This is a genomic window from Staphylococcus sp. GDY8P72P (genome assembly GCF_016890655.1).
GTDB classification, from domain to species: domain Bacteria; phylum Bacillota; class Bacilli; order Staphylococcales; family Staphylococcaceae; genus Staphylococcus; species Staphylococcus arlettae.
Genome location: NZ_JAFEQJ010000015.1, coordinates 16,467 through 41,052 on the forward strand (window position 1 = coordinate 16,467; position 24,586 = coordinate 41,052).

27 protein-coding genes and 1 pseudogene are annotated in these 24,586 nt (G+C 31.9%); 26 read left to right on the plus strand and 2 right to left on the minus strand.

Going from position 1 to position 24,586, the window contains the following annotated elements; translation table 11 throughout:
* From JVU85_RS07310 to JVU85_RS07330, 5 genes are all read left to right on the plus strand, one after another.
* Window positions 1-474, plus strand: coding sequence for a glycosyl-4,4'-diaponeurosporenoate acyltransferase CrtO family protein (locus tag JVU85_RS07310; RefSeq protein ID WP_204172222.1), 474 nt, complete (start codon window positions 1-3; stop codon window positions 472-474).
* The gene (locus tag JVU85_RS07315; RefSeq protein ID WP_204172232.1) at window positions 475-1,965 is read left to right on the plus strand and encodes a phytoene desaturase family protein; all 1,491 of its coding nucleotides are present in this window, start codon (window positions 475-477) and stop codon (window positions 1,963-1,965) included.
* Window positions 1,966-2,031: 66 nt separating this feature from the next.
* Window positions 2,032-3,075 (plus strand): glycosyltransferase family 2 protein, encoded by a 1,044-nt coding sequence (locus JVU85_RS07320; RefSeq protein WP_239441182.1) that lies wholly within the window; start codon window positions 2,032-2,034, stop codon window positions 3,073-3,075.
* Window positions 3,076-3,130: 55 nt separating this feature from the next.
* Entirely contained in the window at window positions 3,131-4,012 is an 882-nt protein-coding gene (locus JVU85_RS07325) for a phytoene/squalene synthase family protein (RefSeq protein WP_204172234.1), read from the plus strand.
* Window positions 4,009-5,514 (plus strand): phytoene desaturase family protein, encoded by a 1,506-nt coding sequence (locus JVU85_RS07330; protein ID WP_204172235.1) that lies wholly within the window; start codon window positions 4,009-4,011, stop codon window positions 5,512-5,514. The genes JVU85_RS07325 and JVU85_RS07330 overlap by 4 nt, the downstream gene beginning before the upstream one ends.
* Window positions 5,515-5,690: 176 nt before the next feature.
* Here the strand turns inward: JVU85_RS07330 and JVU85_RS07335 are convergent, their stop codons facing one another.
* The gene (locus JVU85_RS07335) at window positions 5,691-6,116 is read right to left on the minus strand and encodes a pyridoxamine 5'-phosphate oxidase family protein (RefSeq protein WP_204172236.1); all 426 of its coding nucleotides are present in this window, start codon (window positions 6,114-6,116) and stop codon (window positions 5,691-5,693) included.
* Window positions 6,117-6,299: 183 nt separating this feature from the next.
* Here JVU85_RS07335 and JVU85_RS07340 point away from each other — a divergent pair, with 183 nt between their 5' ends.
* From JVU85_RS07340 to JVU85_RS07430, 19 genes are all read left to right on the plus strand, one after another.
* Complete coding sequence (locus JVU85_RS07340; protein WP_204172237.1) at window positions 6,300-7,673, plus strand: cryptochrome/photolyase family protein; 1,374 nt, start codon at window positions 6,300-6,302, stop codon at window positions 7,671-7,673.
* A 30-nt stretch (window positions 7,674-7,703) separates the two neighbouring features.
* Window positions 7,704-8,135: an antibiotic biosynthesis monooxygenase family protein gene (locus JVU85_RS07345; RefSeq protein ID WP_204172238.1), complete on the plus strand. Its 432-nt coding sequence runs from the start codon at window positions 7,704-7,706 to the stop codon at window positions 8,133-8,135.
* Between the two features lie 206 nt (window positions 8,136-8,341).
* A complete protein-coding gene (locus tag JVU85_RS07350) occupies window positions 8,342-8,770 on the plus strand; it encodes an Rrf2 family transcriptional regulator (RefSeq protein WP_103388341.1) in 429 nt (142 codons plus the stop codon).
* A gap of 120 nt (window positions 8,771-8,890) precedes the next feature.
* On the plus strand, window positions 8,891-9,550 hold the full coding sequence (locus JVU85_RS07355; RefSeq protein ID WP_204172239.1) for a DsbA family oxidoreductase: 660 nt from the start codon (window positions 8,891-8,893) through the stop codon (window positions 9,548-9,550).
* A 15-nt stretch (window positions 9,551-9,565) separates the two neighbouring features.
* Window positions 9,566-9,907, plus strand: a complete 342-nt coding sequence (locus JVU85_RS07360) for a DoxX family protein (RefSeq protein WP_204172241.1) — start codon at window positions 9,566-9,568, stop codon at window positions 9,905-9,907.
* 24 nt (window positions 9,908-9,931) lie between these two features.
* Window positions 9,932-10,570: an NAD(P)-dependent oxidoreductase gene (locus JVU85_RS07365; RefSeq protein ID WP_002510653.1), complete on the plus strand. Its 639-nt coding sequence runs from the start codon at window positions 9,932-9,934 to the stop codon at window positions 10,568-10,570.
* A gap of 276 nt (window positions 10,571-10,846) precedes the next feature.
* Window positions 10,847-11,281: a GNAT family N-acetyltransferase gene (locus JVU85_RS07370; RefSeq protein WP_103388339.1), complete on the plus strand. Its 435-nt coding sequence runs from the start codon at window positions 10,847-10,849 to the stop codon at window positions 11,279-11,281.
* Window positions 11,250-11,423, plus strand: a complete 174-nt coding sequence (locus JVU85_RS07375) for a hypothetical protein (RefSeq protein WP_021459566.1) — start codon at window positions 11,250-11,252, stop codon at window positions 11,421-11,423. The genes JVU85_RS07370 and JVU85_RS07375 overlap by 32 nt, the downstream gene beginning before the upstream one ends.
* Before the next feature lie 350 nt (window positions 11,424-11,773).
* The gene (locus JVU85_RS07380) at window positions 11,774-13,525 is read left to right on the plus strand and encodes a sensor histidine kinase (RefSeq protein ID WP_103388338.1); all 1,752 of its coding nucleotides are present in this window, start codon (window positions 11,774-11,776) and stop codon (window positions 13,523-13,525) included.
* Window positions 13,526-13,527: 2 nt separating this feature from the next.
* Window positions 13,528-14,295, plus strand: coding sequence for a response regulator transcription factor LytR (locus tag JVU85_RS07385; protein ID WP_204172242.1), 768 nt, complete (start codon window positions 13,528-13,530; stop codon window positions 14,293-14,295).
* Window positions 14,296-14,415: 120 nt separating this feature from the next.
* A complete protein-coding gene (lrgA, locus tag JVU85_RS07390) occupies window positions 14,416-14,859 on the plus strand; it encodes an antiholin-like murein hydrolase modulator LrgA (RefSeq protein WP_103388336.1) in 444 nt (147 codons plus the stop codon).
* On the plus strand, window positions 14,856-15,557 hold the full coding sequence (gene lrgB / locus JVU85_RS07395; RefSeq protein ID WP_103388335.1) for an antiholin-like protein LrgB: 702 nt from the start codon (window positions 14,856-14,858) through the stop codon (window positions 15,555-15,557). The genes lrgA and lrgB overlap by 4 nt, the downstream gene beginning before the upstream one ends.
* 203 nt (window positions 15,558-15,760) lie before the next feature.
* Complete coding sequence (locus tag JVU85_RS07400) at window positions 15,761-16,654, plus strand: LysR family transcriptional regulator (RefSeq protein ID WP_193325230.1); 894 nt, start codon at window positions 15,761-15,763, stop codon at window positions 16,652-16,654.
* A gap of 256 nt (window positions 16,655-16,910) precedes the next feature.
* Window positions 16,911-18,302: an MFS transporter gene (locus tag JVU85_RS07405; RefSeq protein ID WP_394371093.1), complete on the plus strand. Its 1,392-nt coding sequence runs from the start codon at window positions 16,911-16,913 to the stop codon at window positions 18,300-18,302.
* Window positions 18,303-18,330: 28 nt separating this feature from the next.
* Window positions 18,331-19,305, plus strand: a complete 975-nt coding sequence (gene speB, locus JVU85_RS07410; protein ID WP_204172244.1) for an agmatinase — start codon at window positions 18,331-18,333, stop codon at window positions 19,303-19,305.
* Between the two features lie 204 nt (window positions 19,306-19,509).
* Window positions 19,510-19,965 (plus strand): ASCH domain-containing protein, encoded by a 456-nt coding sequence (locus tag JVU85_RS07415; RefSeq protein ID WP_204172245.1) that lies wholly within the window; start codon window positions 19,510-19,512, stop codon window positions 19,963-19,965.
* 112 nt (window positions 19,966-20,077) lie between these two features.
* Window positions 20,078-20,932 (plus strand): GIY-YIG nuclease family protein, encoded by an 855-nt coding sequence (locus JVU85_RS07420; RefSeq protein ID WP_204172246.1) that lies wholly within the window; start codon window positions 20,078-20,080, stop codon window positions 20,930-20,932.
* 172 nt (window positions 20,933-21,104) lie between these two features.
* Entirely contained in the window at window positions 21,105-21,959 is an 855-nt protein-coding gene (mle, locus tag JVU85_RS07425; RefSeq protein WP_204172247.1) for an alpha/beta fold macrolide esterase, read from the plus strand.
* Window positions 21,960-22,131: 172 nt separating this feature from the next.
* Window positions 22,132-22,635 (plus strand): GNAT family N-acetyltransferase, encoded by a 504-nt coding sequence (locus JVU85_RS07430; protein ID WP_204172248.1) that lies wholly within the window; start codon window positions 22,132-22,134, stop codon window positions 22,633-22,635.
* Window positions 22,636-23,013: 378 nt separating this feature from the next.
* Here JVU85_RS07430 and JVU85_RS14100 read toward each other — a convergent pair.
* A pseudogene (locus tag JVU85_RS14100) lies at window positions 23,014-23,166 on the minus strand (replication initiator protein A); the annotation flags it as partial.
* A gap of 239 nt (window positions 23,167-23,405) precedes the next feature.
* On the opposite strand from JVU85_RS14100, the gene JVU85_RS07435 reads away from it, so the two are divergent.
* Window positions 23,406-23,996: a hypothetical protein gene (locus JVU85_RS07435; RefSeq protein ID WP_204172250.1), complete on the plus strand. Its 591-nt coding sequence runs from the start codon at window positions 23,406-23,408 to the stop codon at window positions 23,994-23,996.
* Window positions 23,989-24,411: a hypothetical protein gene (locus JVU85_RS07440; RefSeq protein WP_204172251.1), complete on the plus strand. Its 423-nt coding sequence runs from the start codon at window positions 23,989-23,991 to the stop codon at window positions 24,409-24,411. Before JVU85_RS07435 ends, JVU85_RS07440 begins: the two co-directional genes overlap by 8 nt.
* The last annotated feature ends 175 nt before the right edge of the window (window positions 24,412-24,586 follow it).

The window sequence follows — 24,586 nt, forward strand, 5'->3', positions numbered from 1 at the left end:
ATGAAAAAGATTATATATATTGCGCTATATTGGTTTATAGTTCAAATGATTATTGCTCAACTTGGTACTCGTATTAGTTATAAGTTCTTAGAAAAAGATAATAAGTATTTTCGAAGTTGGAATTTTGAACAAGAGGGTCAATTATGGCAACAATTAGTTAAAGTGCAATATTGGAAAGATTATTTGCCAGACGGTCAAAATCTTAACCCTAATATCAGTAGTAAAGCGACTTTCGATTTATCTAAAAATATGAATGATATACAGCGATTTATATTAGAAACTAGACGTGCAGAGGTGGTTCATCTGCTATCCATATTTCCTGTTATTGCGTTTTTTAAAGCGTCAAAAAGTGTTAAAATAATTAATTATATATATGTCATTATAGCTAATGTGCCTTGTATGATTGTTCAGCGCTATAATCGCCCTAAGTTAATACGTATTTATAATAAATTACAAAAAAGAAAAGGTGATTAAATGGGAAATAAGAAAGTGGTTGTCATAGGAGGTGGCTTGGGAGGGATTGCTAGCGCAATTTGTATGGCTCAAGCAGGCTATCAAGTGGATTTATATGAACAAAATAAGCATATCGGTGGAAAGGTAAATAGGTTAGACATAGATGACTATGGATTTGATCTCGGTCCATCAATTTTAACCATGCCTAAAGTATTTCAACGCTTATTTCAACGATGTGATGAAAGGCTAGAAGATTATGTTAGCATTCGTAAGTTAAGTTTACAGATTAGAAACGTTTATCCAGATGGCCAAATTTTAGATTTATATGAATCTATGGAAGATATGTTAACAAGTAATGAATCGTTAACAAATAAAGATATAGAGCAACTTTCTTCGTTTTTTAGTTACGCACAAAAGATACATCAAGTTGCTGAAAAAAGCTACTTTGATAAGGGATTAGATACGATGTTTGCAATTATTCGTTATCATGGTCCGTTTTCAGCTTTAAAGCAATTCGATTATTTTCATACAATGCAACAAGCCATTAATAAAAGGGTGGATAACCCATATTTAAGAGAAATGCTAGGTTATTTCATAAAATATGTAGGCTCCTCATCTTATGATGCTCCGGCTGTATTGAGTTTATTACCTCAAATGCAACATGAGGAAGGTTTGTGGTACGTAGATGGTGGCATTCATAAGTTAGCGGAAGCGATGGAACAATTAGCGAGAAAATTAGGTGTGGGCATACATTTTAACACCCCTGTAAAACGTATCAATTATAATAGTCAAAATAAGGTGACAGGGATAACAATAGAAAGTAATAAGGAAATATATGCAGATTACATTATATCTAATATGGAAGTAATCCCTGTTTATAAGTATTTATTGAATTTTGATGCAAACCAAATAAACAAATTGGAACGTAAATTTGAGCCAGCTAGTTCAGGTTATGTCATGCATCTTGGTGTGGACAAAAGTTATCCAGAGCTTCAACATCATAACTTTTTCTTTTCAAGTAATTCTAAAGTTAATTATGATCAAGTTTTTCACCAGTATGTTTTGCCTGAAGATCCGACTATTTATGTAGTGAATACAAATAAAACAGATAAGACACAGGCGCCAGAGGGACACGAGAATATAAAAATATTGCCACACATACCTTACATTCAGCATAAACCATTTAGTGAAGCAGAATATCTGCAATTCCAAGAACGTATATTGGATAAATTAGAGTCCATGGGCTTGAAAGATTTGAGAAAGCACATTGTATATGAAGACGTATGGACACCACATGATATAGAAAATACATACAATTCTAATAAAGGAGCTATCTATGGCGTAGTCTCCAATAAGAAGAAAAATAAAGGTTTTAAATTTCCTAAAAAAAGTCAGTACTTCAAAAATTTGTACTTTGTAGGTGGTTCTGTAAATCCTGGCGCTGGTATGCCTATGGTTACTTTGAGTGGTATGCAAGTAGCAGAAGCTATTATTAATGGAGAAAGTAGTTGAGGCTGAATGATACTTTATATAATAGCAATAGTATTGACGATACTATCACTAATAAGTGGAATGTGTATGTATGCGCGTCGAGCGATTATAAATAACTTCGGAAAAGAAAGAGGTCAGACAGCCGTCAGTGTTATTGTACCTGCTAGAAATGAAGCGGAGAACTTACCTAAATTACTTAACAGTATAAGTAAAGAGCAAGAAATAGAAGTAATTGTTATGGATGATGGTTCAACTGATGAGACACAAGTTGTTGCTAGATATTATGGTGCGAGCGTATATACTGTTGAAAATGATACTACATGGCAAGGTAAGTCACATGCTTGTTGGCAAGGTAGCAAATATGCAACGCATGATTTATTGATGTTTGTTGATGCTGATGTTCAGTTTGCTTGTGATGATAGTATTCAAAATATAGCCAATCAATATGATTTACAAGGTGGTAAAGGTTTGTTATCAATACAACCTTATCACAAGATAAAAAAGCTATATGAAAATATATCGGCGATTTTTAATTTAATGACAATCGTAGGTATGAATCAATTTTCAATCACGAAATCAGCAAATAATGAGCAAGGCGCGTTTGGACCAGTCCTTGTGACAAATAAGCAAGATTATAAATTGACACAAGGACATTTGAAAGCTAAAAATCAAATCATTGAAGGCTTTGCAATAAGTAAAGCATATAATCAGCAAGGTTTGCCAGTTAGTTTGCATGAAGGCCAAGGCGTAGTGAATTTTAGAATGTATTCTCAAGGATATAAAGCGCTATTAGGGGGTTGGAGTAAACACTTTGCACTTGGCTCTCAAGTAACTAAAAAGTCTACGCTTACGTTTGTATTTTTATGGCTATTTGGTTCACTTACAACAGTTTTAGCGATAATTTTTTCAATTAATTTAGGCTCGTTATATATATTATTAGCTATTACTCTATATTTTATATATGCGATACAGTTTCATATATTTATTCGAAGAACAGGAAGTTTTAATCTCATTGCGAGTTTATGTCATCCATTGCTTTTTACATGCTTTGTCGCAATATTTTTTAAATCATGGTTAGATATCAATGTATTCAAACGTATATATTGGAAAGGCCGTAGAATAGATTTATAGCTTAGTTTTTTATACAAATGTCAAGAAGTTCTAGGCATACTGAGGAGGCCAATAAATGAATCAATTAGAGAGAGATTATAACCATTGTCACAATATAATGAAAACACATTCGAAAACATTCTCATATGCCTTTGATTTTTTGGATTTAAAAAGGAAAAAAGCAATTTGGGCTATTTATGCAGTTTGCAGAATTATAGATGACAGTATTGATAAATACAAAGACCTTGAGCAATTAAACGGCATAGCTAGAGATTTAGATGTGATTTATAGCGATTGTGATTATATTCAAGCGTATCAAAGTGATGCAGCTATTATGAATGCTTTAAATAATACATTGAATACATATTCAATACCTAAAAAACCTTTTGAATCTTTAATTCAATATGTGAAGGAAGATTTAGTTTTAAAAGAAATGAAAACTGATTCAGATTTATATGAGTATTGCTATGGTGTGGCAGGTACTGTCGGTGAATTGTTAACTCCTATATTAACTTCATCAAATGAAAATAATTTCGAGCAAGCTGAAGAAGCTGCGATTGCTTTAGGTAAGGCACTGCAAATAACTAATATTTTAAGAGATGTCGGCGAAGATTTTCAAAATGGAAGAATTTATCTAAGTGTAGAAAAATTAGCTCAATATCGAGTTAATCTACATTCTATATATTATGAAGGAGTTACGCCAAATTATATAGAACTGTGGGAAAGTTACGCTACAGAGGCAGTTAGGTTATATGATATTGCATTAAACGGTATTAATTATTTTGACGAAGAGGTACGTTACATTATCGAATTAGCTGCGATAGCTTATCATGAAATACTTGTGGAAGTAAGGAAGGCAAACTATACGTTGCATAAGAAAGTATATGTAAGCAAATTGAAAAAAATGAAAATTTATCGTGAACTTAGTGCGAAATATAATAGGAGTGAAACATTATGAAGATTGCAGTTATAGGCGGCGGTGTTTCAGGTTTAGCTGCAGCTTCAAGATTAGCAGCAAACGGTCACCAAGTAGATTTATATGAAAAGAACCAACAAATAGGTGGCAGGATGAATCAGATCAAGCAAGATGGATTTACATTTGATATGGGACCAACCATCGTAATGATGCCTGAGATTTATCGAGACGTTTTTAATTACGCTCAAAAAAATATGAATGATTACTTGGAAATTAAACAATTATCACATATATATGATGTTTATTTTAGTGAAACAGATCAAATTCGCGTTCCTACAGATCTTGCTCAATTAAGAGATATGCTTGAAAGTATTGAACCTAACTCTACGCATGGTTTTATGTCCTTTTTAACAGATATATACGAAAGATACGAAATAGCACGAAAATATTTTCTAGAACGTACGTTTAGGAAACCTACGGATTTTTATAATCCTTTTACTATATATCAAGGTATGAAACTCAAAACATTTGATAAAGCAGATAATTTAATTGAAAAATATGTTGATAATGAAAAAATCCAAAAGATTTTAGCGTTTCAAACATTATATATAGGTATCGACCCTAAACGAAGCCCGTCATTGTATTCAATTATACCCATGATAGAGTTAATGTTTGGCGTTCACTTTATAAAAGGTGGTATGTATAGCTTTGTCAGAGCGCTTCAAACGCTAAATGAAGAATTAGGTACTCAAATTTATACCAACGCAAACGTTGAAGAAATTATCATTGATAGTAGGTATAAGCGTGCGGAGGGACTAAAAGTAAACGGACATATAGAAAAGTATGACAAAATGATTTGTACTGCTGATTTTCCATATGCTACTTCATCTTTAATTAAAAATGAACATCATCCTAAGAAGTATACGACACAGAATATTGATAATATGGACTATTCTTGTTCTGCCTTTTTAATGTATATAGGGGTTGATAAAGATTTATCCGAAGAAATTTTGTTACATAATGTTATATTTTCAAAGGATTTTGATAGTAATATCAATGAAATATTTTCCGGGGAAATATCCCAAGATCCATCAATATATGTATACGCTCCTAGTGTGGAAGATCAGTCGTTAGCGCCAGAAGGTCAAACAGGTATTTATGTGCTGATGCCCGTTTCAGAATTGAAAACAGGTGATACGGATTGGTCTGATGAGTCAACAATCACACAAGTGAAAGATATTATTTACAATAAGCTTTCTACGATTAAAGCGTTAAAAGATTTGAAAAAGCAAGTTGTGACAGAAATTATTTATACGCCTAAGGATTTTGAAGGAGATTATAATGCTAAATTTGGAGCAGCCTTTGGTTTAATGCCTACTTTAGCGCAAAGTAACTATTACAGACCACCTAATGTGAGCAGAGATTACAAAAATTTGTATTTTGCTGGAGCTAGTGTTCATCCAGGGGCAGGAGTGCCAATTGTACTGACGAGTGCTAAGATTACAGTTGATGCTATGTTAGCAGATATTAATGATGGTATATAAAAAACGGGAGTGGGACAGAAATCAAATTTTCTAATATAAATTTCGTAGTCCCACCCCGGCAAGGGTGACTAGGATTGAAAAAAGCTTGATATAATCGCATTTTCAATTCAGTCACCTACTGCCAAATTGAAAACGAGTCTGAGACATCTATTTATGTCCCAGGCTCGCCTTTTTAACTAATCAAACGTGATGGTTTGAGGTGTGTCTAATTTTTTATCGTTCATAATCTTTATGGATTTAGGAGATATTTTAATCACACACAAGTTTGGATCAGCTTTAGAGTCAAAAAAGGACTTATCTTGTTTGTCCCAAATCCAGTCAATAGTCTCTTGATCTTTTAGTATTTCAACATACGCATCAATTTCTAGAAAGCTACGATTATTCGTTTCATCGTAACCTATGAGTACGTGAGCTTTGGGATTATCTTTAAATTCAGCAATTTTTTTAGACTCAATACTTGTCTTAGTATAAAGTGTGTGTCCATCATTATAAAATACCATGTATCTACTATTAGGTGTATTGTTATGTGCAGTAGATAGGACACCTATTTTTGATGTATTTAATATATTTTCAATTTCATTTTGTAATTGTTCGTTATTCATAATTTAATCACCTCTGATAATAATATACCCTGAAGTTGCCTATAATATGTAAGGTATTAAAATTTATTTTATTTTTTAGTGAATTATACAAAAGTTAAAACGGGTATATGATTGAAAACACAATCTTAAGTTAAAGGACAATTATAAAGTGAATTTGTATGAAACAAGCTGGGAGGCAATAAAATGCATTTAGGAGTCATACTTAACAGAGTTTTTAGAACGAAAGATAATCCACTTTTTCAATATATAGTGAAGCATCAAAATGAGATAAATAAATTGTATTTTATCTTACCTTTAGAAGATTTAACTGACGCATCAGAAGTAAAACGTGACTATCACCATAAAGTTGTAAAAGGATTTGTAAATGCGTTAGATAAGCATGATATACAACCTTATATTGTCACATATGAAAAGCTAGGTGAATTAGCAGAAACATTGGCGTTATCTCACGTATTAGTAGCAAAAGATATTATGAGTTATCACAAGGAAATATATGACTATCCTCATGTAAAACAAGCTTTTGAAAACCATCGAGTTACAGTAATTGGACAACGTGTGAATCATTATTTTGAACCAACAAAGACTTTTAATAAACAACAACAGCCTTATAAAGTGTTTACCAGTTTTTATAAAGCAAATCGTCAAGATTTAGTACGTACCCCTAAGAAAAGTTATCAAGTTAAGCAGTTGGCTCAAATTGCGGAAAAGGGTTTAAATCAAAGTGATCTAAAATTCACAAACAGTAAAGATGCAGAAAAGTTAGCACGTAAAGCTTGGGATGATTTTTTAAATGGTCACATAGTTCGTTATGATAAATTGACTGACGATGTAACCCAAGATTTTGTAAGTGGATTAGGTAGATCTTTAGCCTATGGACTACTCGATATTCGTGAAATTATAAATGATTTACTTGAAGGTTACGATAGTGATGAAACAAATTATGAAGCTTTTATAAGAGAAGTTATATTCCGTGAATTTTATTATGTATTAATGACACAATATCCAGAAACTGCAACTAAATCCTTTTCTGAAAAGTATCGAAGTATGGAATGGTCTTATAATAAAGCGCATTTTGAAGTATGGAGAAAAGGCCAAACTGGCTTTCCAATCGTTGATGCCGCAATGAAGAAACTAAATCGTACAGGATATATGCATAATCGTTTGAGAATGGTCGTATCTCAATTTTTAACGAAAAATTTATTTATTGATTGGACTTGGGGTGAGGACTACTTTAGACAGTATTTGATAGATTATGATAATGCATCTAATGTACATGGTTGGCAATGGTCAGCATCAACTGGGACGGACGCAGTGCCTTATTTCAGAATGTTTAATCCTATACGTCAAAGTGAGCGTTTCGATGCGCAAGGTTATTTTATTAAAACACAACTAGAAATATTTAATGATGTGATTAGTAAGTATATTCATGATCCAACTAAATATAAGAGTAAGTTACAAGAACTTTATCATATTGAAATTGGAAAAGATTATCCAGAGGCTATTGTTAATCATAAAGATAGTAGAGCTTATGTTATGGATAAATTTAAGCAATTGTGACATGTCAGTCATTAAAAAGGAGTGATTTATTTGTTGAACAATGAAATGCATCGTATTTATTTAGACGCAAATAATAATGAGGTAACTATTAATAGATTTAATGTCGCATATAAATATACTATATTAGAACAAATTAATGATTTGCCACAATATGGTTATGCAGTTTTAAATCATCTATATGTTAATCCTGGTCTAGAGGAAGACTTTGAACGTATTTTCTTAAATAGAGATAAGCACTTAAGGAATACTAAAGGATTTGAAAATCTATTGTTTTTAAAGCCACATCGTACACATGAACATTATGTTATTATTACGTTTTGGCATGACGAAGCAGCATACAAGCATTGGCAAGCGTCTCAGGAATATAAAGCCTCTCATAAAAATAGAGGAACTAGACAAGGCGCTGATAAATCCATTGTAAATAGAAAGCTATCATTTAATATTAGTTTAGAATTAAAATAATACAAATTTTGAATCAAATGAATATCCTTACAAACATATAGGTGAGTTATTTAAATACTAACTTGCCTATTTTTTTAAGCAATATAAAAGGTTTAGTAAAATCACTGATAGGGAGGAGCATATCATATGTAACTTAAAATACTCAATACAATTCTATTGACTGTAACTAAAGTTGTAACTATAATGGTTACACGAGGTGGTTAATAATGAAAATAAGCAGTCGTTTTACCGTAGCTGTTCATATATTAGCTTTATTAAAGATAGAAAAAGAATATACTTTAACATCAAGTCAAATCGCAGAAAGTGTTAATACGAATCCTGTAGTTATTCGAAGATTGATGGGGAAACTTAAAGATGCTGGTTTTATTGAAGTGTCACGTGGTAACTCAGGCGTTAGGTTATTGAAATCACTAGATGAGATTACATTGTTTGATGTTTATAAAGCTGTGGAAGTTGTTGAACAAGGACATCTGTTCCAAATACATGAAGATACTAATATCAATTGTACGGTTGGTGCAAATATTCAAATTGTGTTGGAAGTTATTTTAGAAAATGCTCAGGATGCCATGGAAGCGGTATTAAAAAGTGTAACACTAGACAATATTGTTAATAAAATTCTAGTGAATAACGGATAATTTTATCCGTATAACCAACATGTAACTGTAACCATTACAATTACAACTAAATGTATTCGATAAATTTTATGAAAAATGCAGTAACCACCTTACTCAACTTTATTGAAAGGAGATATGATTATGTCATTGAAAGTAAGTATTTATTCTGATTATGTGTGCCCGTTTTGTTTTATTGGTAAGGATCAACTTGAAAAAGCAATAAAAGAAACTAATGCAGATGTATCAATAGAATGGAAAACATTTGAGTTAAGACCAAAACCATTAGAGCAACTAGATCCTATCAATGATTCATCGAAATTAGCACTCTGGCAACAAGTGATTAACCCACGAATAGAAGAGTGGGATGTAAACATGAAATTACCAAATGTTTCTCCACATCCGTATACCGATTTAGCACACGAAGGCTTTTATTTTGCACAAGAGCATGGTAAAGAGAATGACTACAATAATAGTGTTTATGAAGCATTTTTCCAAGAAGATCAAAATATTGGAGAAATAGAGGTTTTGGCTCAACTAGCTAAAGAGGTTGGATTAGATGAAGTTGAGTTTAAAGAAGCTTTAGTTTCAAGAAAATATAGTCCTATGAGAATGCAAGCACTAGAATATGCTAATAGAGAAGCGAACATTACAGGTGTCCCAACTTTTATTATTGGTGAAGAAAGAATTAATGGTGTTGTTGATAAAGAAACATTTAAAAAGGTCATAGAAGTAGAGCGTAATAAAGTTCGAGACAATATTACTGAAGGTTTGCAATGTGGTCTTGATGGCACTTCTTGTTAGGAAGCGGGTTAATCAATGATAACAACCGTCATTCAATTCATACTTGGGTTAATTTTTACAATTTTAGCATTAACGAATCTGAGTGGAAGTCAAAATGCAAAAGAAAAATTCAGAAAACTAAATATGCCCATTTGGTTTATGTATGTAACTGGCATTATTCAACTTATTGGTGGTATAACAATGTTAATAGGTATAACTCGAACTGTTGTTGGCATTTTTAGTGGGACATGGATTGCGATATTAATGCTTGGAGCTGTTATAGTAAGAATAAAATCAGGTGAAAGCATTAAAGATGTACGCTTACCATTTATTATAGGTGTCTTGTCGCTATTAGTATTAGTTTTAAATATTTTATAATTACAAAATTAGGAGGAATTTATTATGAAAATTGGAATTATTGGAGCAACTGGTAAAGTAGGTAGTCTTGTATTAGAAGAAGCGATTGGCAGAGGTCATGATGTAACGGCAATTGTTAGAAATGCTGCAAAAGTATCAAATAAAAATGTAAACGTCATAGAAAAAGAAATATATGATATTACTTCAGAAGACTTAAAAGATTTAGATGTAGTAGTAAATGCTTTTGGTGCACCACTTGGTGAAGAAGAAGCACATGTAACAGCAGGTCGTGCATTAATTGAAGCATTAAAAGGCACAAATACAAGAGCAATTATCGTAGGTGGCGCTGGTAGCTTATATGTAGATGAAGCACAAACAACTAAATTGATTGAGACACCAGAATTTCCTGAAATATTTGTACCAACAGCAACAGGCCAAGGCAGAAATTTACAAGATTTAGAAGCGGCACAAGATATAACTTGGACATTCGTGAGCCCATCTGCTGACTTTAATGCAGAAGGTGCCAGAACAGGTAGTTATCAAGCAGGTAAAGATAATCTATTAGTTAACTCAAAGGGTAATAGTTATATTAGTTATGCTGACTTTGCAATTGCAATTATAGACGAAGTTGAAAATGCACAACATAAAAACGAACGTTTTACAGTAGTTGGAGAAGAACAATAACAATAAGTAAAAACATTAACTTTAATGTTCAGAGAAAGAAAATCATGATCTTCGTATAACAATATTAAAGTAGTAGAATATCCCATTACCTGAGCTGATACTTATAATGAGTATCAGCTCATTTTTAAATTAACAGCGTCATATTAAGGGATTAAAAACCATGATATACAAAATAAATCATAGTAATTCGGAATTATTATAAAGTTAGCATTTAATAAATGGATTAAGTCTGCTATCATAGATGAAATTTAATTATATTGTGTTAGGGGTGATGTTATGATTAAAAAATTAGAAAATATGGATTCTGAGTTAATAGAAAAGATTTCATATATATGGTTGAACTCCAATTTAGATGCGCATGACTTTATAAAACGTGACTATTGGGTTGATAACTTTACTAAAGTAAAAACAATGTTCCCAGATTCAACAATTTATGTGTACTATGCTGATAACCAAATTGTTGGATTTGCTGGCTTATATGAACAATACATTGCAGGTATTTTTATTATAGAAAATTACCGCAATAAAGGTATAGGAAGGTTAATTCTGGAAAGATTAAAAAAAGATTATAATGCACTTAACCTACATGTATATGAGAAAAATCAAGGAGCTATGCGTTTTTATACCAAACACCATTTTGAAATAAGATCTAAGGAATTTGAAGCAGAAACTCAAGAATATGAGTATTTTATGGAATGGCATAGTCATTGAATATAAAAATAACGGAACATTAGATGCAATTTATAAAGATTTAACTTCAGTGATTACAGAATCTACAAAACGTAAAACATTCGTACCAGTGAGTGGCCTAGTACTAAATGTATTGCATAATTCAATGGACGATGAAAAATAATATTGTATTGCAAAATAAAGACTATTTTATATGGTCTTTATTTTTTTAATGATTTATGTGAAAAAATAACAAATATGGTAGAAGGACTATACAATGATGTTGTGAGTTAACTTTTTACTAATGACAATTATATATATCCATAGTTGAAACCCTAATTTAGTAAAGTTGTGATACTGGCATCATCATATATTTCTTTTCGGATAAGTCAATGTTCGATACAATTATATGTGGTAATTCTTGATATTATGATAAATATGATTTGTGCTTTTATATGTCTAAGAATGAATTTACACAATATATTTTAGTTATTGATATATAGCTCTAGCTAATAAAAATTATAAGGATACGTTATGTTAAATTTATTTATACTTCTACTTGAACGTGTAGGTTTAATCATTTTGATTGCCTATATTTTAATGAACATCAATCATTTTAAAACAATGATGAACGAGCGTGAAAAGCGACGTTCACAATGGCAATTAATTATTATTTTTGGTTGCTTTTCCATGATTTCAAACTTCACAGGTATACAAATACGTGGTGATGAAATTATTAATGGCACAATTTATAACCATCTTGATCCCGAGGCCTCTTTAGCCAATACACGAGTCTTGACTATAGGTGTATCTGGGCTTATCGGTGGACCGTTTGTAGCTTTAGCAGTTGCTTTAATTTCAGGTATATATCGTGTTTACATTGGTGGTGCAGATGCATATATCTATTTGATTTCTTCTATTGTCATAGCAATCGTTTCTGGTTACTTTGGTTATAAGGCCATGCGAGCTAAACGTTATCCTACCATTGTCAAAGGTGCTTTAATTGGAGGCACTACAGAAATTATTCAAATGCTGTGTATTCTCACTTTTTCCAATAACACTGATCATGCTTGGATATTAGTTAAACTCATAGCAATTCCAATGATCTCTATAAATTCTATCGGTACTGCCATATTCTTATCTATTATTTTATCTACCATTAAACAAGAAGAAAAAACTCGAGCGATACAAACACACGATGTCTTACAACTTGCTAATCAAACATTACCTTATTTCCGTTCTGGTTTGAATGAGCAATCAGCGAAAAAAGCTGCTGAGATTATCCTTGATTTAATGCGTGTATCTGCAGTTGCTATTACTAATCGTAAAGATATTTTGACCCACGTTGGTGTAGCAAGTGACCATCATGTTGCACAAAAAGCCATTATTACTAATTTATCTAAACGTGCTATTCAATCTGGTACTTTAAAAGAAGCATATTCGAGTGAAGACATAGGTTGTAATCACCCAGGGTGTCCTTTAGAAGCAGCTATTGTTGTACCTTTACGAGTGAAAAATGATGTTGTGGGTACATTGAAATTATATTTTACTAACAAATATGATGTGAACGTTTCTGATAAACAGTTAGCAACAGGACTTGCAGAAATCTTTTCAAGCCAACTTGAATTAGGTCAAGCAGAAGCGCAAAGCGCACTAATACGTGATGCTGAAATTAAATCATTACAAGCACAAGTGAATCCGCATTTTTTCTTTAACGCAATTAATACTATTTCAGCGTTAGTACGCATTGATAGTGAAAAAGCACGTGAGTTACTCTTACAACTTAGTCAATTTTTCCGATCAAATTTACAAGGCGCGCGCAACAACACCATTTCTTTAGAAAATGAATTGCAACAAGTTGAATCTTATTTATCTTTAGAGCAAGCACGATACCCAGACCGATTTAATGTATCTTTTGATATTGATGAAAGTTGTTATGGTGCACTGGTTCCACCCTTTGCGATACAAATACTTGTTGAAAATGCTATCAAACATGCTTTTAAAAACAGAAAAAATAATAATGAAATTATTGTCAAAGCACACAAATTTCAAACTGGCCTTGTGATTTCTGTAACTGACAATGGCTACGGTATTCCTACTGAAAAACTTAATAAAATTGGCAAAACCAGTGTTTATTCAGAATCTGGTACTGGAAGTGCGCTAGAAAACTTAAATCACAGGTTAGAAGGGCTGTTTGGTCATGATGCAAGTCTTCACATTCTATCTAATCAACACGGTACAACTGTGAGTTCCACAATCCCGTACCATAATATAGAGGAGGAATAATTTTGAAATCCATTATTGTAGATGATGAACCCTTAGCACGGAATGAACTATCTTATTTGCTAAATCAAATTCGTCATTTTGAAAAAATTGATGAAGCTGAAAATGTTTCTGAGACGTTAGAATTATTACTTTGCGATGATTATAATGTTATTTTTCTTGATATTAATTTAATGGATGAAAGTGGCCTTGACCTTGCGAACAAAATAAAGAAAATGAAACATGCTCCATTTATCGTCTTTGCGACAGCACATGATACATTTGCTGTTAAGGCTTTTGAATTAGATGCCATTGATTATATTCTTAAGCCATTTGAACAACAACGTATTGCCCAAGCAATTCACAAAGTCGAACTTGCCATTGGACAAACGAGTGAACAACAGAATAATCTTGATTTAACACCTTCAACAAGTAATGAAAATAGTCAAGAAGATGCAAAGCCCAGTAAAGTATTACCTATAGAGGTAGATGAACGCATTCATATTATTAATTTAAATGATATTATCGCAATTTCAGTTAATAACGGTATTACAACCATAAATACAACACTTGGAGATTTTGAAACGTCAGAACCTTTGAGCCATTACGAAAAGAAAATTGTAACGCAAAAATTCATGCGCATTCATCGCTCGACACTAATTAATAAAGCGCATATACAAACGATTGAGCATTGGTTCAATTACACATATCAACTTACAATGACAAACCAATTAAAATTCCAAGTTAGCCGTTCGTATATGAAGGCCTTTAAACAGATGATGGGCTTATCTTGATAGTCACATTTCAATTAATGCATTTCAGCTCCTACGTGTCGTAAGTCACATTAAAACCACACTATAGTAATCGCTTTCATTTTATAATTGACTCAAGATCAATTTGGGAGGCAATTTAAAATGGAAGTAGAAAATAAACAACAGAACACAGAAAATAAAAGTTCTAAAACATATAACTTTTTCCATCAAGCACTTGTTATAGCTATTATTATGTTTATTTCAAATATTATCGAAAGTTTTATGCCGGTACCAATGCCAGCTTCAGTGATTGGACTCGTCCTATTATTTATTGCTTTATGTACTGGTATTGTTAAACTTGGTGAGGTTGAAAAGGTAGGTACAACCTTAACGAATAATATTGGTTTCTTATTCGTACCCGCAGGTGTCTCAGTCATTAATTCATTAGGAGTTTTAAGCACTAGCCCAATCCTAATTATATTGTTAATCATCATTTCAACATTACTCTTGTTGTTATGTACAGGATTTTTATCTCAGATGATTATTACAAAATCCTTTATTCCGAAAAAATCAAAACATAAAAAATTGGTGGAGGATAAATTATGATTGAACATTTAGCGATCAACACACCTTATTTTGGTATGCTTCTATCTCTAATACCATTTATCATTGCAACTTATTTATTTAAAAAAACAAAAGGCTTTTTCTTATTCACACCATTATTTTTCACTATGGTGGTCGGCATCGTATTTTTAAAATTAACAGGTATTGACTATGCAAATTATAAAATTGGTGGAGATATCATCAATTTCTTCTTAGAACCAGCAACAATATGTTTTGCTATACCTTTATATAAACGTCGTGAGGTCTTAAAAAAATATTGGAAACAAATCATAGGTGGTATCACTTTCGGTACAACTGCTGCACTTGTTTGTATTTCTCTTATCGCAGAAGCATTCCAATTTTCTAATGGTGTTGTAGCGTCTATGTTACCTCAAGGTGCAACAACTGCCATTGCATTACCCGTATCAGCAGATATCGGTGGTATCAAAGAATTAACATCACTAGCAGTTATTTTAAATGGTGTTATTATATATGCTTTAGGCTCTAAATTAATTAAACTATTTAATATAACCAACCCGATTGCACGTGGTTTGGCACTTGGCACGAGTGGTCATTCATTAGGTGTTTCATCTGCACAGGAATTTGGTGAAACTGAAGCATCCATGGCATCTATTTCACTAGTCATTGTAGGTGTTATTGTTGTAGTTGTTGCTCCTATATTAGCTAGCATTTTATTATAAATAGAAAAAACACTTCGTCGAATTCATATAACATGAATTTAATGAAGTGTTTTATTTTATGCAAATACTGAGCACATACCGCCTAAGATGAAAAAGATTAAAGATCCGTTGCTCCTGCTGTTGGTACTTTTTCTTAAATTCTTCTTCAATAAAATATTCTAGTGTAAAATGAATATGAGTGGCTTAAATAAGGGGGATTTATGATGCAAGAAGAAGATTATAAAATTTTAGCGATGCTCAATCAGGAACAAAGTTTTACTAAGGCTGCGAAACGTTTGTTTATGTCTCAACCGTTATTATCATATAGATTGAAGAAAATTGAGAAAGATTTTGGGATTAAAATTATAGAAAAAGTAGGGAATCAATTTAAATTCACGCCAGAGGGTGAATATCTCGTTCAATTTTCAAACAAAGTGCTATTTGAAATTCAAAACTTAAAGTCGCATATTAACGAACTGCGAGAAGGACTCAAAGGGAACATGAAATTAGGAGCGAATACTAATTTTGCTATATATACGATGCCAGAATTAATGAAACAGTACTATGAAGCATATTCAGATATTTATATTGCTATGACGAGTGGTTGGAGTGTAGAAATTTTAGAGCAGTTGGAAAACAATGATTTGGATGTTGGTATTTTAACAGGAGACTACGATTGGTACGGCAAAAAAATGTTGTTGAAACAAGATCCGTTAACTATAATTAGTAATAAACCAATCAATTTGAAGCAATTGCCAAAAGAATACCGCATTGTTTATAAATCACATCAAAATTTTAATACCTATATTGAATTAGAAAATTCTATTACGAAATTAAGCAACGACTGGTGGAATGAACGTTACGATACGTACCCAAGAAATATCTGCCAAACTGATAAAATTGAAATCTGTAAAAAATTTGTTGAAAAAGGGATGGGCTATGCCATTGTTCCTAAGTCTTGCATTGTAGAAGATGACCAATTTTATATGAAAGATTTAAAATTTAAAAATGGTGAGGATATTATGAGGAACACATGGTTATTCTATAGAGAAGAAACGATGAATACGGATATCAAGCATTTTATCGCATTTTGTAAAACTTATTTTGACGTAGAATAAGTCCAAGCATTAAGTAACCTTGAGCTACTTAATGCTTTTTTCTGTTGTAAGTTAAGTACTTTTATAAGCATATAAATAAATTTTATAACTGCTGACATATTATCGCAAAATAATGTAACTAAACCTTGATGTTATCCTGTTTTGTTAGTGAATTATAAAAGCCAAAAATATCAGACTATTCAGAAATCGGTTTGCCGAATGATAATCATGGTGCTAAACTTCAATTAATTTGAAGGAACCTTCAAATCAAAGGAGGATTGCCATGAAAGCTAAAAGACAAATAGATTTGTATATTTTAGGCATGGTTTTAGCAATATTAACGTTTTGGCTGTTTGCACAATCAATGATTAATATCATACCGACAATGCAAAAAGATCTCAAAGTGTCATCAGGTATCTTAAATATTTCCACAAGTTTAACCTCGCTGTTTTGTGGCTTATTTATTGTCGTTGGTGGCGGTATTGCTGATAGGCTTGGGAGAAAGAAAATGACGTATGTTGGCTTAGTGATAAGTATCGTTGGTTCATTGCTTGTCATTGTAGCAACAGAACCGGTGTTACTCATTGTTGCCAGAGTACTACAAGGATTATCAGCAGCGCTTGTTATGCCTGCCACATTAGCCTTGATAAAAACTACCTTTCAAGAAAGTGAACGTCAACGGGCTTTGAGTTATTGGTCCTTTGGTTCTTGGGGTGGTGGTGGTATAACGACATTTGTTGGTGGTTTAATCGCAACTTACTTTGACTGGCGAATGATATTTGTACTGTCGATTGTGATTGCAGTTATTGCAATGTTTTTACTGAAAAATATTGAAGAAACAAAAGTAGCTAAAGTGAATAAAGAGAAATTTGATATCATTGGTTTTTCAATTTTCGTTGTAACACTATTAGTGATTAATATTATTGTTACCCAAGGGCAAGACTTAGGATGGTTAAGCTTCCCTATAGTTGCTTTGTTTATAGCGTCTATCGTATTAACGTTTGCATTTATCTTTTTTGAAAGAACGAGAAAACATCAGTTTATAGATTTTGAATTATTTCAGTCCAAACCATTTACCGGTGCGGTACTAACGAATTTTTTACAAAATGGTATCGCAGGTACAATCGTTGTAGCGAATACTTATATTCAAGTTGGGAGAGGCTTTACAGCATTTGAAACAGGGTTATTAACATTAGGTAATATTGTAGCCTTGTTATTAATGATTCGTGTAGGTGAGCGCTTATTACAAAAGATTGGACCATATAAACCAATGTTTATTTCAATTATTATTGCCAGCGTTGGTATGAGTTTTGGGGCTTTTACATTTTTACCTAATTTACCCTACATCATTGTAGTGTTTATCGGATTTTTAATTGCAGGTATTGGTATTGGTTTATACGCAACACCGTCACTAGATACACTATTAGTTAATGTGAGTGACGATAAAGTAGGTATCGGCTCAGGTATTTATAAAATGGCGAGTTCGTTAGGTTATTCCTTTGGTATTGCGATTTCTACTGCGGTATATAGTTCATTTGTGGAATTGTTTCACAATGAACATTTAGCAGGTGCCTTAGGTATGTTAACCCCATTAGCTTTTGGCATCATTTCAATCGCTATCTTAATTGCAACCATGTATGAAAAGTCTTTGAAGCCTAATTGTATCTAAACTTTTAAATAAATGGAGGTATTTTATTATGATGAATCCAGAAGAAAAACAAACATTAAATTTACCATTTACCGGAATTTGTACGTTTGGTAAATACCCCGTATGTGACGATATTGACAAATTGAAGGAACTCAATGCAGATGTAGCAGTGATTGGTGTACCGAATGATATGGGAACACAATGGAAATCAGGTGCACGCATGGGTCCTAGAGGTGTCAGAGAAGATTCTACATTATATAGCTTTGGCTTGGATGGTGCGTATGATATTGAAAATGACATCACTTATTTAGGGCCTAAGTGGAAAGTCTTTGATGTAGGCGACGTCGATATCGTCCATGGGGACCTTATGCAAAGTCATGATAATACTGAAGCAACATTACGACGCATTGTGAATAAAGGTGTGATGCCAGTCATTATCGGTGGAGACCATTCCATTACAGCAGCTACTGGTAAAGGTCTTGAAGAGTTAGGACCATTCCATGTATTACAAATTGATGCCCATTTAGATTGGGCGGATCATCGTTCAGGACAACGATATGGTCATGGTAGTTGTATTAGACGATTATCTGAAATGGATCACGTGAAAAATATCTATCAATACGGTATCCGTGGCATCAGCAGTAGTTTAAAAGAAGATGTTGATGCTGCACGTGATTATGGTGCAACTATATTGTCACCCAAACAAATGCGTGAACAAGGCGCAGAAGCGTTAGCTGCACGTATCCCAGAAGGTGAAAAACTCTATATCACGATTGATATCGATGGCATAGATCCTTCGATTGCTCCAGGGACAGGAACACCATCTCCAGGTGGCTTACTGTATGATGAAGTAAATGAATTATTAAAAGCCGTAGCAAAACATAATGAAGTCGTGGGCTTTGATTTAGTTGAAGTGGCGCCGATGTATGATCCAACGGGCATGACAGGTCAGACTGCCGCACGTCTTATGTTAGACTTACTAAGCTATGTACTAAAAGAAAGAGAACGCAAAGAAGGAAGATAATGGATACAAAATGATAAAAATAAAAGTACGGTTATAGACATCAGTTTATAACCGTATTTTTTACTTCTCATATACATTTGAAAGTAGAGAGAATATTAAGTATGCTTTAGAAAAGATATATCAATATGTATACGTGAAAGTTAAAGGAATTTGATTTTTTGAAATATCATTTTTGTCTAGGTTTCAAATAGAAAGGGGATAATAATGGAAAGTGTAAAAACGTATTGGGAACAATTTCAAAAGAAGCATAAGTTATCGCAAAGTCAGCCTGAAGCATGGATGTTTGGAGATGGCTCAGAAGCAATGGGCAATGACTTAGGAGAATTGGTTGTTCAAGGTGTGAAAAGAGCAACTTGTTCAGCAAAATGTTTACATGATATAGATGGAGAAGATTTACCAGCAGTAGGACAGTATGGGATTATTTTAAATGGTAAAAGTGAACCATTATGTATTATACAATTCACAAAAGTTAGTATCACACCGATGAATGAAGTTACGGAAGCATTTGCTGCTTTAGAAGGAGAAGGTGATTTAAGCTATGAGTATTGGTATAATGAGCATGAAAGATTCTTCCGTAAGGAGTTAAGTTCATATAATTTAAAATTTTCAATTGATATGGATTTAGTATGCCAAGAATTTAAAGTTGTTGATGTGAAGTAAGAAACTAAAAAGTATAACAGCATTCACTTAAGTTGAATTGTCCATACTTAAAGCAAGGCAAATATGAGCCTTGCTTTTTTAATGTGTTAAAAAAATAGAATAGGTGATATAAATGATAAAATTAACAGATTTTATAACAGTTCCAGATGATAGCAGAACAAAGATAAAGTTTAATATGAATGCATCAGATATTAATAAACGTGCATGGGACTTTTTATTGGAAGATAGTGAAGAATGGATAAATATGAATGCATGGAAGACAAAGCAACCGAATAATAATCTTAATCATGCAGATTATTTAATTGCATTCGCACAATATTATCCTTATGGTCCACAGTATTTTATATTTGGTGGCATTTATAAAATAGAGACAAAGCAGCCTGAAGTATTCAATGAAGTAGGTTATAACTTAACTTTGTTAGATGATTATAGTGCGTACATTAAGCGACTAATTATAAAAATTGAAAAACCAATTGGTAGAGATGTTTATAACAGAAAATATAATAGCATACAGGAGCAATTGAATCCTGAGGTTTATGAAATAGCACCAAATGTAAAGTTAGGTCACTTTAACGGGTACCAAAATGTATGTTTAAAACATAAAGATTTACAACAAATCATTCAACATAATGAACCAAGTTGGAAAGAAGCTTTAAGTTATGTGAAAGGCGTCTATGTTATTACTGATTTAAATAATGGACAGCTCTATATTGGTTCGGCTTCTGGAAATACAGATGGTATATGGCAAAGATGGTCTAATTATGCAAATTTAGTAAACTTGACAGGTGGCAATAAAGAATTTTTATCAATATTAGAAGAAAAGGGCTCAGAACATATTATCAATCACTTCCAATACTCAATTTTAGAAATATTTGATACCAAATCAAAAGTAGATACAATTTTGGAACGTGAAAATTATTGGAAAAAGGTGTTAGATAGTAAAATTCACGGGATGAATCATAACTAGCGGTTAAATTGATAAGTTTAGGATGTATCTGATAAACGCGTACAGATTGAACTTTTTTTATCTGGGTATACTGATGATGATATCGTAATACAATTATTACAATAAATATTTGGGGCAATCATAATTTCACGAGCATAAAAGTATAACAATCGAATTTTTAGGAGGAAGACATATGGGTGAGCAAATAATTGAAACAAATGGTGTTCAGATTTGCACAGAATCTTTCAGTAGCCCTTCAAATCCAGCACTATTATTAATCAATGGTGCTACGCAATCGATGGTGTATTGGGATACAGCGTTTTGTGAACAACTGGCGGACAAGGGCATGTTTGTCATTCGTTATGATAATAGGGATGTTGGGCGTTCAACGGTGTATGAACTTGGCAAATCGAATTATTCAGTCAAGGATATGGCTAATGATGGCATTAATGTCTTGAATAGTTATCATATTGATAAAGCAAATGTTATGGGCATGTCTTTAGGAGGTATGATTGCTCAAGTACTGACACATCATTATCCCGACCGTGTCTTAAGTTTGACGTTGCTTTCTACCTCTTTGTTTGGTGGAGAAAATAGTAGTTTAGACTTACCACCAATGGACTCAAGAATATTAGAACATCATGCTCAAGGGCAAAACGTTGATTGGTCAAATAAAGAGGAAGTAGAGAAATATTTAGTAGAAGGTGGCAAATTACTTTCTGGATCGAAGTATGGATACGAGGAGCAACGTATACGAAAACAAGCACGAGAAGAATTTGACCGTGCGAATAATTTAATAAGTATGTTTAACCATGCAAGTTTAACAGGCGATGATTATTACAACGATAAAATTAAAGCTATACAAGTGCCTACTTTAATCGTACATGGAACAGACGATCTCGTGCTACCTTATGAACATGGACTCGCGTTAAAAAATGAAATTCCAAATTCGGAAATGCTAGCATTAGAAGGAAGCGGTCATGAATTTCATACAAAAGAGTGGCCGAAAATAATAGATGCCATTAAGAACCATGTGGTAAAAGAATGATAGAGTTGAATGACAGAAATATCTTGTGATATTAAAAACACAAATATAAAGAGGCTGAAACTATGAGTTGCAGTCTTTTTTTGTCTGATCATCACAGTGAGTTAGAATAAAAATTTAGATATACAATATTAGACTGGTTTATTAATAACATCAAATAGGGAGTGTTGAGATGATGACGTTTCGTAAATTAACTATAGAAGATAAACAAGCATTTTTAAATTATTGGGATGATTGGAAACATACCGATAAAATTGTTCCATTCTCTACTAGATTTAATCGCTATTTGAATTTTGAAGAGATGTTGAGTGATTGGCAATATCAAGAATCTAACGAGGATTGGATGAAAAATTCAACGTATTTCTATATAGAAGATAATGTGATTATTGGTGCTGCAAATATACGACATGAGTTAACGGAAGATTTTTTGAAAAGAGGCGGACATATTGGATATGGTGTTGCACCTTCATTTCGTAGAAAAGGCTATGCGACAAAAATTTTATTAGAGTCCTTAAAAATTTGTCAGAAACTGGGTATTCAAAGGGTTCTTGTAACTTGTGATGAGGATAATATTGGTTCTGCGAAAGTGATTCAAAATGCTGGAGGTCTAGAAGGAACGTCATATCAAGAAGCTAATGGCAAGTGTATTCGTAGGTTTTGGATCGATATAAAATCATGATAAAGTTAAAGGTGTGACTCTTAAGACATTGCTAAACATATAAAAATACCACTAAAATAAGCCGTCGGGTTGTGTGACTTCATTATGCCCCTTCTTTCAAAAACAGTGCGTAACGAAATATCGAGAAGTCTTACGCAGAGACATAGCCCTATAAGTAAGAATAGCATCTTTTAGATTGCTAATTGGTAAGGTTTGAAGTAATTAATCGTTTATAATTTTAATATGAGACCATAGATTTTCAAAAGGATAACTACATTTGCTAGTTTTATCTGTAAGTAAAGTGGAATGAAAATATTAAATAAAGAGTAAGAATTAAATGGTTATAATGTAACAATAAATTCAAGGCAAAATCATTGTCTTGGATTTTTCTTCTATCTAATTATTTCTTATAGATAAGCCTAAGCAATCTCTTAGTAATGACCAAGTTATTTTGCATCATTAGATGAGTTAGTGTATTTAGGATTAATAAAAAACGCTTTAGGTAATTGGTGAAATTTCTCTTTTTGAATTTTTAATATTAAAGTTTGATATTAAAAAACACTTTCATATTAGTCATTATAAAGAGACATTAGATTTATATATATCTTCTTATAATCATCGATTATGTTAACTAAGTTTTTCAAGTAATTTCAGATTATTTATCAAAGGGGGAAGTGATAACTGAAAATGACATTAAAGAGGAGTATTAAAACCTTAGGTAGAAGTAAATATATTGATTTGACAAATTTTATGACTGAAAATATAGAAAGTAATTAGAGGTGATAATGAATATGTATTTTAAAACAAATATAGATTTGATTATATTCATATTTTCCAGGTTTCGAAGTGTTCTAATAGCTTTAATAGGTATAATACTTTTTCCTTTTTTAATTACATTAATTTTATATTGGTTTATAAAAAATGATTTTAATCTTATTTTTAATTATTCTTTTGGAGTATATAGTTTGGTCATTACTGTGATTTTGTTTGATTACATAATAGTCTATAAGAGAAAAGAAGCTAAAATAATGAATAGTGATAAAAATCTTTCTTCATTAATCAGTGCGTTGAATTTTATTGATAGTCTTATGCTTAGCGATAAAAATTTTACTCACAAAATTTGGAAAAAGCAATTTGCTATTTTTTCAGATTATTATGATGAAATAAGAAAAAACGACAAAATTTACTTATCAAACAATGCAGACCTTTTTAAAGAAATCAATGACGAATTAATTAAGATAGAATCTTATATTGATTTATCTAAAAGTAAACTGAATCTTGAGAAGGCTGATAAACAATTACAAAATGAATGTAGTAAAAAATTAAATATGTTGATTAAAAAAATTGATAGAGTCAAAGAAAGAAGTGATGAGAATGGATAGACATGGGTATTTTAAAAAAGTTTTAAAAATAGTTGATAATATAGAAGATTATGAATGGTCTTCTAAGTATTCAAAAGAAATCTTGCCTCTTAATTCCACTAGTATTTTGAATTATTATGATACTATAATAAATTCAAATAAGGATGTTAAACTTTTTATAGCTTTTATTCAATATGAGTACTATTCTTGGTTAGATGAAAATGACACTACATTATTATCAGATTTTTCGATTGTTTTCTTTGTAAAAGATAGGAAAACTGGTGATATAAAACCTATTGTAAGCATTTTAAGTAAAGAATATAATAGTTATTTACTTGAAGATGATGAGGATTTTGAAAAATATAGCCTTCCGGATATAATTAGAAAAATAATCGAAAAAGAAATAGATATTGGTGGATTATTTGATGATATTTAATAAAATTATCATTTTTACAACAATAATTTTATTTCTTATTATATAGACGAATAAAAAGTAGATAAAATCTTTAAAGTTAAAAACGTTGAGTTTTTGAACATATTATATACTGATATTCATAGATTTTGGATTATGAAGAAAGAGTGTACAGAAAACAGTTGTTTTCTGTACACTC

Bases quoted from the DNA above. Each gene is read 5' to 3' on its own strand.
- JVU85_RS07325 (WP_204172234.1), top strand. From the start codon at position 3,131: ATGAATCAATTAGAGAGAGATTATAACCATTGTCACAATATAATGAAA.
- JVU85_RS07380 (WP_103388338.1), top strand. From the start codon at position 11,774: ATGTTAAATTTATTTATACTTCTACTTGAACGTGTAGGTTTAATCATT.
- lrgB (WP_103388335.1), top strand. From the start codon at position 14,856: ATGATTGAACATTTAGCGATCAACACACCTTATTTTGGTATGCTTCTA.
- JVU85_RS07415 (WP_204172245.1), top strand. From the start codon at position 19,510: ATGGAAAGTGTAAAAACGTATTGGGAACAATTTCAAAAGAAGCATAAG.
- lrgA (WP_103388336.1), top strand. From the start codon at position 14,416: ATGGAAGTAGAAAATAAACAACAGAACACAGAAAATAAAAGTTCTAAA.
- JVU85_RS07420 (WP_204172246.1), top strand. From the start codon at position 20,078: ATGATAAAATTAACAGATTTTATAACAGTTCCAGATGATAGCAGAACA.
- JVU85_RS07370 (WP_103388339.1), top strand. From the start codon at position 10,847: ATGATTAAAAAATTAGAAAATATGGATTCTGAGTTAATAGAAAAGATT.
- JVU85_RS07355 (WP_204172239.1), top strand. From the start codon at position 8,891: ATGTCATTGAAAGTAAGTATTTATTCTGATTATGTGTGCCCGTTTTGT.
- JVU85_RS07340 (WP_204172237.1), top strand. From the start codon at position 6,300: ATGCATTTAGGAGTCATACTTAACAGAGTTTTTAGAACGAAAGATAAT.
- JVU85_RS07435 (WP_204172250.1), top strand. From the start codon at position 23,406: ATGTATTTTAAAACAAATATAGATTTGATTATATTCATATTTTCCAGG.
- JVU85_RS07375 (WP_021459566.1), top strand. From the start codon at position 11,250: ATGAGTATTTTATGGAATGGCATAGTCATTGAATATAAAAATAACGGA.
- JVU85_RS07360 (WP_204172241.1), top strand. From the start codon at position 9,566: ATGATAACAACCGTCATTCAATTCATACTTGGGTTAATTTTTACAATT.
- speB (WP_204172244.1), top strand. From the start codon at position 18,331: ATGATGAATCCAGAAGAAAAACAAACATTAAATTTACCATTTACCGGA.
- JVU85_RS07320 (WP_239441182.1), top strand. From the start codon at position 2,032: ATGTATGCGCGTCGAGCGATTATAAATAACTTCGGAAAAGAAAGAGGT.
- JVU85_RS07365 (WP_002510653.1), top strand. From the start codon at position 9,932: ATGAAAATTGGAATTATTGGAGCAACTGGTAAAGTAGGTAGTCTTGTA.
- JVU85_RS07400 (WP_193325230.1), top strand. From the start codon at position 15,761: ATGCAAGAAGAAGATTATAAAATTTTAGCGATGCTCAATCAGGAACAA.
- JVU85_RS07335 (WP_204172236.1), bottom strand. From the start codon at position 6,116: ATGAATAACGAACAATTACAAAATGAAATTGAAAATATATTAAATACA.
- JVU85_RS07440 (WP_204172251.1), top strand. From the start codon at position 23,989: ATGGATAGACATGGGTATTTTAAAAAAGTTTTAAAAATAGTTGATAAT.
- mle (WP_204172247.1), top strand. From the start codon at position 21,105: ATGGGTGAGCAAATAATTGAAACAAATGGTGTTCAGATTTGCACAGAA.
- JVU85_RS07430 (WP_204172248.1), top strand. From the start codon at position 22,132: ATGACGTTTCGTAAATTAACTATAGAAGATAAACAAGCATTTTTAAAT.
- JVU85_RS07350 (WP_103388341.1), top strand. From the start codon at position 8,342: ATGAAAATAAGCAGTCGTTTTACCGTAGCTGTTCATATATTAGCTTTA.
- JVU85_RS07315 (WP_204172232.1), top strand. From the start codon at position 475: ATGGGAAATAAGAAAGTGGTTGTCATAGGAGGTGGCTTGGGAGGGATT.
- JVU85_RS07310 (WP_204172222.1), top strand. From the start codon at position 1: ATGAAAAAGATTATATATATTGCGCTATATTGGTTTATAGTTCAAATG.
- JVU85_RS07330 (WP_204172235.1), top strand. From the start codon at position 4,009: ATGAAGATTGCAGTTATAGGCGGCGGTGTTTCAGGTTTAGCTGCAGCT.